This is a genomic window from Rhodococcus sp. T7 (genome assembly GCF_009872365.1).
Taxonomy (GTDB): domain Bacteria; phylum Actinomycetota; class Actinomycetes; order Mycobacteriales; family Mycobacteriaceae; genus Rhodococcus_F.
In genome coordinates this window covers 42772-51226 of sequence record NZ_WXYH01000338.1, presented here as the reverse complement: position 1 = coordinate 51226, position 8455 = coordinate 42772, and the positions used below count along the sequence as shown (strand labels likewise).

The following is an 8455-nucleotide window of genomic DNA, read 5'->3' as shown; positions in this document are numbered from 1 at the left end:
CGCTGTACTTCCGTGGTGCTGCCATGCTCTCCATCCTTCACAGGTTTGAGAGCCTCCGACAGACCCGGGGCGATTCAACGTGTGGAACCCGCTATGACCGGCAACTTTCCTGACTTGTTCTACATGATGGGGCTATTCCTTACGTGGAAGCGTGGAACAACTTCGCCCTCTGGTTCAATCAGTTCTAGGAGAAATCATGATCGGCATCGTGTTCGATCTTCCAGGGTTCTTTGACGTCGGTGACTATTGGACACGCACCGTTCAATGGAACATGTTCGCCCAGTGGTGGAATCAGTTTTGACCCGTCGAGCGGGCACCACCTCGCTTGGAAGTGATGCCCGCCCACGTCGTGGCGCTGCTAACCGGCTCTGCTCGGAAAGGTGAGCGTCGTGGTCAGTGCATGGTTCCGTCCGGTGTCCGGTGACTTTGACGCCCTGTCAGTTGGTCTGTGGTCAGTCCTCGTCAGCGACCTTGTACGGGTTCACGTGCACGTCAGGGACGAACCCCTCAGCCTCGCTCATTCGTCCTGAGCGGCCCGGTGTGATCGACGCATCCGACCCGGGGATAGTCACCTCACCCTAGGATCGGCTACGTGCCGACAGTGACAACGCCCGACGCCGACATTTTTTACACCGACAGTGGGGGAGAGGGGCCCGTACTTTTACTCGGGCACGGGTTCTTCATGGACTCATCCATGTTCACGCCCCAGGTTCGCGATCTATCTCCGGACCTCCGGGTTGTGAGTTGGGATGCGCGCCGCCACGGAAAGACCACCGATGCGGGTATGCCGTTCACATACTGGGACCTCGCACGCGACGCCCTCGCCGTCCTCGACGACCTCGGCGTCGAGAAGGCAATCATCGGGGGCATGTCCCAGGGCGGCTATACCGCGCTGCGCACAGCACTTCTCGCACCGGGGCGTACGAGGGCTCTGATCTTGCTCGACACGGAAGCCTCAGCCTGTACTCCTGAGCAGAAGTCCGGATACCGCGTCCTGTTCGATCAGTGGTGCAGCACAGAGCCATTCGAACCGCTCACCAGCGCACTTGCCCCCCAACTGATCGGTGGAGAACCTGCGGATTGGACGTCGTGGATCAGCAAATGGAACAGCGGAGATCGCATGGCTGTCCGACCAGCCGCAGAGTGCCTTATCGAACGCGACGACATCGTGGACCGACTCTCCGACATTGACGTTCCGGCATTGATCATCCGTGGGGAAAATGACCTGTCAGCGCCCGCAGAGAAGGCCGACGAGCTCAAAGCAGGTCTTCCCGGTGCTGCGCCAGTTGTCACGATCCCGGTTGCTGGCCATGCCGCAAACTGGACACACCCAGAGCCGGTCAACGCGGCGATCACTGCGTTCGTCAAGGCGCTCCGCTAGTTCAGGAGGCGGGGAGGCGCACTCCGAGGTACATCTGCAGCGGATACTTGCCCCGCATCTCCGCGTGGACCTGCACGTGCACGCTATAGTGCTCACCAGTCTCGGCGTCGCGGAGGTGCATGAACGGCTGGTGCCGGCCAAACCGGACTTCTTCGCGTAACCACAGTTCGCGGAAGAGAGGGAACTCGCTCAACTCTTCGAGGGTTTCCACCGCCCAGTCGGGGTTGTAGTAGCGACCCATCAACGCTCGGAACCAGCTGACGGTCAAGGCGGCTTCCGCCTCCCACTCCACCATGACCGTCATTGATGCCGGAGTCGAGAAGAACCAGCGCAACACGTTTCCCTCGTCGACCAGTCCAGGGAACGCCTTGTCGTACGCCGAGTTACAGTCGATGACATTCCAGCGTTCGTCGAGGTACGCCACCAGGTGCGGGTTCAGCGCCGCGATGGCGGTCTCCATGTCCGGTGTAATCAGTGTCCGATAGTCGGCGATCGTCCACGGTGTCGTGATGTCCTCACGCTCGGTCTGGGTCCGCCGTGCCAGATTGAAAAGGTGCCGACGTTCTGCATCATCGAGACACAGTGCGTTGGCGGTGGCGTCGAGAACCGGTGGAGAAGGACTCGCGTCCTTAACGTTTCCTTCCAGCCGCGCGATGTAGCTGACACTCAAATAGTTCTCTTCGCCCAGTTGGGCCCGAGTCATACCATCCGGGTGCTTCGGCGTTGCCCGGGTGCGCCGAGCACGAATGAAATCACCGAGACTCGGCGGACTGATCGAGTCCATTGGTTGGCCTTTCCGATAGCGAATACAGCGGCACTACCCTACTCCCGGGGAATGTCAAGCCTTGTAGGTAACACTCTTGAGTGTTACCCCCCTGCTGGACAACGCAGTTCCCGACCTGATGGAATGTTTTCCCAGAAGACTCACAGCTGCGTGGCAGGCAGACGAGTGCGGGTCGACAGTCGCGCCGAGGGGGAGGGCCCAGGCGGGTTGCGGAGGGGAAAGCGTTTATGCCACGTGCAGCACAATGGGGTTCACGTGTGCGATCGACGGGGACGGTGCTCGGCGTTCGGCTACTCGTGCTCGACGTGGCACGGCACGGATCGCTAGGCGTGCTGAGGCGATGGTCGAGCCAAGCAGAGACGCCTAAAACGGTCCGCAGGCATGTTTACTATGACCATTTCAAACCCGACTGCCTATATAGGGCAATAGAAGTAGTCGGACAACGGCATGCCGCGCAGTTTGCCCAACGCCGGATAGTCGGAACCGTCGTCTCCGGCACCCGAGGTCGGGATATCGCCGGACACACAGGTTTTCATGCACATACCGGCGAAAACGTAGCGGCGTGCACAACTGCCATGGCGAGCAACACGGTCGCCGCCCCACCGAAATCCGCCACGCAACGCAGCTGGTTCACGCGCCCAGCGGCGCCCTCACACGCACCGGACCAGTCGCACCGGATGGCGTCACCAGTCCGTTGGAGCTTTGCAGGTGACGTGGTCGCAGCGAACGTGTCCAGGTACCTCTCTACTGTTCGCCATACGAAAGTCTCCGATACGTCCACACGTCCACTGTGAAGGACCACCACATGGCATCCCTGCTGACCAAGAAAATCGACAAGCTCCGCTCGTCCGGGGATGACCTGCCCCCGGCTCACAACGAAGCAGATCAGGACGACCCACCCGATCTGAATACCCGCGCGCGCGTCCGACGACGCCCCATCTACCTGGCAATCGGTGTCGCACTCGTCGTGGTGGCAGTGATCGGCATGCTCACCGCGGTCAACGCGATGCGCGCAACCACCGATGTGCTCGTCCTGACGAACGAAGTGCAGCAAGGCGAGACCATCGAGTCCAAGGACTTGGCCGCCAAATCGGTCAACGTCGATGCCGATCTCGGTGCGCTGCCCGCCAGCGAACGCGGCCGCGTCGTAGGAATGAGTGCCAGCACCCGGTTGCCGGCCGGCACCGTCCTGCTCCCGTCCGCGATCACCGATCAGGTTGTCCCCGGGGAAGGCCTCACGATGGTCGGCATCACGGTGAGCTACAGCCACCTCCCCTCCGAGCCGATCGTCCCCGGCGACATGGTCCGTGTCGTGGACACACCACGCGACCAGGACGACCCGCCCGTACAGGGCCCGATCAACACGAAGGCGCAGGTGTACTCCACCAAAGAGATCCCCGAAGCCGGCGAGACAACGCTCAACCTGCTCGTGCCCGAGGCAGAGGCCAACTGGGTCGCCGCCCGCGGCGCAACCAAGCGTGTCGCGATCGTCCTCGACAACCGAGTGCGGTGATCGGCGATGTTTCTCGCACTAACATCCGCCTCACGCTCACCCGGTGTGAGCACCACGGCGCTCGCCCTGGCCCTGAACTCACCGACCGACCGGACTCTGCTCGTAGAAGCGGATGCCATCGGGTCCTCGCCGGTCCTGGCCGGATACATGCTCGGAAACCACTATCACGATCGTTCCTTGATCAATCTCGTCGACGCGAATCGTCACGGGCGCCTCAAGGCTGCTCTGGCCGAGCAACTCATCCAGATCCCGGAATCGTCGGTGTCATTGCTCCCGGGGCTGGTCCACTCCGCCCAGGCAGATGCGATGCGGCCCGTGTGGGGACCGTTGGGTGTCCACCTGGCCGGATTGAGCGTCGACGACACCAACGTGATCGTCGACGCCGGCCGGATCGGGCAACGCGGCGCTCCAGTCGAACTGATCGTCAACGCGACAACGATCGCAATCGTCACCCGCACTGAGCGAACGGCAATCGCAGCGTTACGCGCCTCGCAGAACGCCCTGCGACAGCAGCTCTCCGCGGTGCAATCACGGGCAAGTCTGGGGCTGATCCTGATCGGTGAGTCCCCCTACAACGCAGAAGAAGTCACGAAAGTCACCGGACTTGACGTCATCGCAGTCCTGCCCGACTCCGATGACGCCAAGGTCTTCTCGGACGGGTTGTCCATCAGCAAATGGCGCCGTCGCCGCTCGATCTACCTGCACACCCTCCACCGCAGTACCTGGCCGAAGATCACCAAATTCGCGGTGAGCCATCAGGCGGACTGGAAGCCCGGTCCCACGCTCAATGCGGCGCTGCCGACACTGACAGGAGAACGTCGATGAACTCCGACGACGCGACTCAGCCTCCGCAGAACAAGATCACGGAACTTCCCTTCTTCTCAGCCCCGATCCCGGACGCCGACCTCGCAGGTGGGGGCCGCAGTTCCATATCGGAAATCACGCTCCCCGACACCGATCCGTTGCGATCGCTTCGCCTACACGAACTGCCACCGGCCAGCACCAAAGGGCACAGCGGCACTGCGCGACGGTCCGTGCCGCCGGCCGCGAAGGTCAAGGTCGATCGCGCCCTGGTCCGCGCTCTGCAGAAAGAAGCTGCGGAACTGTTGCGTGACTACCGGTCAGCGCGTGACCGCGAGCGCCACGACCCGAAGAACGCCGGCAAATACTTCGCCCCGTTCACCGAGGAGGAAGAACGCGAGTTCGGCCGTGAGACGATCACCGGCCTGGTCAAGAACCACGTCCAGAAGACCATCAACTCCGGCGGCGAAGCCTTCACAATCGTCGAAGAAGAAGCCCTGATCAAGGCCATCTTCGACGCGCAGTTCAACCTGGGCCCGCTGCAGGAACTCGTCGAAGAGCCGCACGTCACCGACATCTTCCTCAACGGCGCGGCCGTCTACGTCAAGTTCCCCGACGGACACTATGAACACCGCGACCCAGTGGTCGACACCCCCGAGGAACTCCTCGAGTGGATGGGACTGCTGGCCTCACGCGCCGACAACGGCGGCCGGCCATTCTCCCGGCTCAATCCGTCACTGCGTCTGACAATGCGCGGAGGCCACCGACTGTCGGTCATGGGCTACTCGGTCAAACGACCCTCGGTGGCAATCCGCATCCACCGCCTCAAGAACATCGCCCTCGATCAGCTCGCCATCGAACATCGGATGATGCCGATCGAGCTCGCGACCATCCTCTCGTGCGCGGTCCGCGGCGGTGCCTCGGTGGTCACCGGCGGCGGAATGGGCTTCGGAAAAACGACCTTCACGCGTGCACTGGCCAATGCGCTTCCTCTGCAGACGCGAATCGGAATCGCGGAAACCGAACGAGAACTCTTCATCGACGAACTGCCAGGCCGCGAGGATTTCGTGGTCGACGCCGAGACAATCCTCGGCGGCGGAGAACGCGGTGCAGACGGCGAGCTCGCCGGCAGCTACACCCTCTCGGACATCCTGTACGAGTTCGTGCGACAGCAGCTCGACTACATGATCGTCGGTGAGGTCGCCGGTCACGAGATCCTCGCTCTTCTCAAGGCACTGCAGACGGCCAGAGGAGGGCTATCCACGACCCACGCGTACACCGCTCGCGGTGTCGTCGACCGTCTGGTGAACCTGGCGACCGAACCCCCGATGAACGCGACGGTCGACTACGTCGAACGCCAGCTCGCAGAGCACATCGACCTGATCGTCCAACTCGGCACGAAGGTCCGCGTCGATGGCGAAGGGTCGCGCACCTCGGTCCGCTACGTCGACGAAGTCGTCTACGTCGAGCCCGGCGACGACAAGAAGCCGTCCTTCTCCACGATCTACCGGGGATACTCGGACGGCACAGGAGAATTCGGATCCATTCCACAACCTCTGCTCCGCAAGCTGCTCGCCGGCGGATTCAAGCGAATCCACCTCCCCAGCGACAGCCTCCGCCACTTCGACGAAGAACGCGACCTCTACGACGATGAAGAGGTGGCGTGATGTATCAGCAAATCGGCATCTTCCTGGTACTGCTGCTGTGCGCCGGGGTCGCCTGCATCGTCATGGGATGGAAAGACCGCCGCGATCCCACCGCGCCCACGCGTCAGCGCCGGCGCCGCAGCTCGTCGAAGATCCCGCGTAGCACCCAGATCCTGCTCGTCGTCGGCTTCGCCGCCGGCATCGTCGTGTCGTCCCTCTCGGGTTGGCTCTTCACCCTCTTTCTGGTCCCGGCGCTGCTGGTCGGCTTGCCGTACCTGCTCGGCCGTCCCGAAGCAGAACAGCAGATCAGTCGGCTGGCGGCCATGGATGAGTGGGCCCGCAACCTGTCCAGCAGCATGAAGGCTGGTTCGGGAATCGAGCACACCATCATCTCCACTCCGATCCCGGAGGCGCTACGTGAGGAGATCACCGCGTTCATCAGCCGCCTGCGCAACAACGTCCCTCCGGTGGATGCGATCACACGTTTCGCTTCGGACCTCAACGACAGTGTCGGCGACAAGATCTGCGGCGCCTTGCTACTGAGCATGCAACTGCGGGGCGTTGGACTTGCAGCCGTGCTCGAAGGCCTCGCCGAAGACGTCGGTGACATGGTCGCGCGCCGACGCCGCACCGAGGCCGACCGCAAATCCAGCCGTACACAGGCGAAATGGGTCACCATCATCGCGATCACAACACTCGCGGCAGCGTTCCTGTTCACCAACTTCATGGAACCGTACAAGTCGGGCGGAATGCAGATCGTGCTACTGATCCTGCTGACCCTGTTCGCGGCCGACCTGTACTGGATGAAGCAGGCCACCAAACCGCCGACCTACCCCCGCTTTATCGGCACCAATGATCGCGTCAACCGCACCGACCTCGTAGGAGCGCAGCGATGAGCATTCAGATGACGGTCATCCTCTACACGAGCGTCGGAACAATCGGCATCTACCTGGTCGCCCTCTACTTCATGCGCGCACAACCCGCACTCAGCGATGCCATGTCGCGCCTGTCCGGACCGGCCCCGGAGCGCACGTCGACAGCCGGAACCTCCCTGATCGACGGGATGGCGAACAAACTCGGCATCCGGGTCCACCCCTACCTGCAGGACAGCAAATTCTTCACGCTCCCCAACGCCGATCTCGCCCTGCTGCACCGAGATCCCGCCCACGTACTCGGGGAGAAGCTCGTCGCAGCACTGCTCGGACTGCTCATCTTCCCCTTCCTCAACCTCGTTCTGACTGCATTCGGGGTCGGCCTGGGATGGTCCATCCCGGCCATCCTGTCGATTGCGACCGCCTTCCTGCTCTTCCTCATCCCCGACATCGAGATCCGACGCCGGGCAACCGCGGCACGAGCGGAATTCGCGCAGGCGCTGAGCTCCTACATCGATCTCGTCGCGCTGTGCCGACGCGGTGGCATCGGCACCACCCAGAGCCTCGAGCGCGCTGCGCAGGTGGGAGATTCATGGGTGTTCCTGCGCCTCGACGAGGAACTGTACGAAGCCGGGCGCTCCGGCGAAGCCCCGTGGAATGCCCTGACACGCGTCTCCCATGAGCTCGGCCTGACCGAGCTGGGCGACCTGGCCGACATCATGAACATGACCGGAGACAAAGGCGCATCCGTCTACGCATCACTGCGGGCAAAGGCCGCGGGCCTGCGATCCGCTCAGGCCAGCGCAGAACAGGGTGCGGCAGCGGAGGCCACCGAAAAGCTGGCTATGCCGCTGGCCGGACTTGCCGGCTTGTTCATCATGCTGCTGCTCATCCCGGCACTGACCATCATCACCGGCTAGTCCGATTCGATGGCGCGCAGCCAGCGCCGCGAAAGGAGCGAGACGCCCAGACCACCGAGCCTGGCCGGTCACGATCATCCAGTCCAGCTCACCTGCTACACATCGACCAAACACAAGGAGCCCACCATGAGCATCACCACCGTCGCTACCGCCACCCGGCGCACCGCCCGCGAGGCCGTGACCTCCTACATCACCCTCACGATGATGTTCGTCGCCGCACTGGCAGGCACCCTCCTCCACCGCGCCGGCGGCAAAGACTCAGACCGCGGACCCTCCACCCTCGAGTACGTCTTCCTCGCCGTCCTGGTTGTCGGCGCCGCCGCCGCAGCCGGTGCGATCGTCGTCCGCAAGATCATGTCCCGCGCAAACGCAATCCCCGACTGAAATCAGACAGCGCTGCATCGATTGGAGAGACGGTGAGTACGTGACATACCTCGTGAGGGTCTTCCAGGCCGCTGCGATGGTGGCAGTCGCTGCGGTGCTTGTGCAGCTCGGAATCGATTCCTGGCCGTGGCCGTATATCCCTATTCCGTCCTGA

8 protein-coding genes are annotated in these 8455 nt (G+C 62.8%); 7 read left to right on the top strand and 1 reads right to left on the bottom strand.

The window, feature by feature from the left end:
• The first annotated feature begins 592 nt into the window (after positions 1 to 592).
• Positions 593 to 1381, top strand: a complete 789-nt coding sequence (locus tag MLGJGCBP_RS31375; RefSeq protein ID WP_012686771.1) for an alpha/beta fold hydrolase — start codon at positions 593 to 595, stop codon at positions 1379 to 1381.
• A gap of 1 nt (position 1382) precedes the next feature.
• Here the strand turns inward: MLGJGCBP_RS31375 and MLGJGCBP_RS31370 are convergent, their stop codons facing one another.
• Positions 1383 to 2165 carry a helix-turn-helix transcriptional regulator gene (locus tag MLGJGCBP_RS31370; protein ID WP_012686772.1) on the bottom strand — a complete coding sequence of 261 codons (783 nt, stop codon included), beginning with the start codon at positions 2163 to 2165 and terminating at the stop codon, positions 1383 to 1385.
• Positions 2166 to 2970: 805 nt separating this feature from the next.
• On the opposite strand from MLGJGCBP_RS31370, the gene MLGJGCBP_RS31365 reads away from it, so the two are divergent.
• From MLGJGCBP_RS31365 to MLGJGCBP_RS31340, 6 genes are all read left to right on the top strand, one after another.
• Positions 2971 to 3678, top strand: coding sequence for an SAF domain-containing protein (locus MLGJGCBP_RS31365; protein ID WP_007299976.1), 708 nt, complete (start codon positions 2971 to 2973; stop codon positions 3676 to 3678).
• A gap of 45 nt (positions 3679 to 3723) precedes the next feature.
• Positions 3724 to 4503, top strand: coding sequence for a hypothetical protein (locus MLGJGCBP_RS31360; RefSeq protein ID WP_236581471.1), 780 nt, complete (start codon positions 3724 to 3726; stop codon positions 4501 to 4503).
• Positions 4500 to 6146, top strand: a complete 1647-nt coding sequence (locus tag MLGJGCBP_RS31355) for a CpaF family protein (RefSeq protein WP_007299974.1) — start codon at positions 4500 to 4502, stop codon at positions 6144 to 6146. Before MLGJGCBP_RS31360 ends, MLGJGCBP_RS31355 begins: the two co-directional genes overlap by 4 nt.
• Positions 6146 to 7021 carry a type II secretion system F family protein gene (locus tag MLGJGCBP_RS31350; protein ID WP_005560293.1) on the top strand — a complete coding sequence of 292 codons (876 nt, stop codon included), beginning with the start codon at positions 6146 to 6148 and terminating at the stop codon, positions 7019 to 7021. The genes MLGJGCBP_RS31355 and MLGJGCBP_RS31350 overlap by 1 nt, the downstream gene beginning before the upstream one ends.
• A complete protein-coding gene (locus MLGJGCBP_RS31345; RefSeq protein WP_007299973.1) occupies positions 7018 to 7917 on the top strand; it encodes a type II secretion system F family protein in 900 nt (299 codons plus the stop codon). The genes MLGJGCBP_RS31350 and MLGJGCBP_RS31345 overlap by 4 nt, the downstream gene beginning before the upstream one ends.
• Before the next feature lie 126 nt (positions 7918 to 8043).
• Positions 8044 to 8301 carry a hypothetical protein gene (locus MLGJGCBP_RS31340; RefSeq protein ID WP_005560295.1) on the top strand — a complete coding sequence of 86 codons (258 nt, stop codon included), beginning with the start codon at positions 8044 to 8046 and terminating at the stop codon, positions 8299 to 8301.
• Positions 8302 to 8455 lie beyond the last annotated feature (154 nt).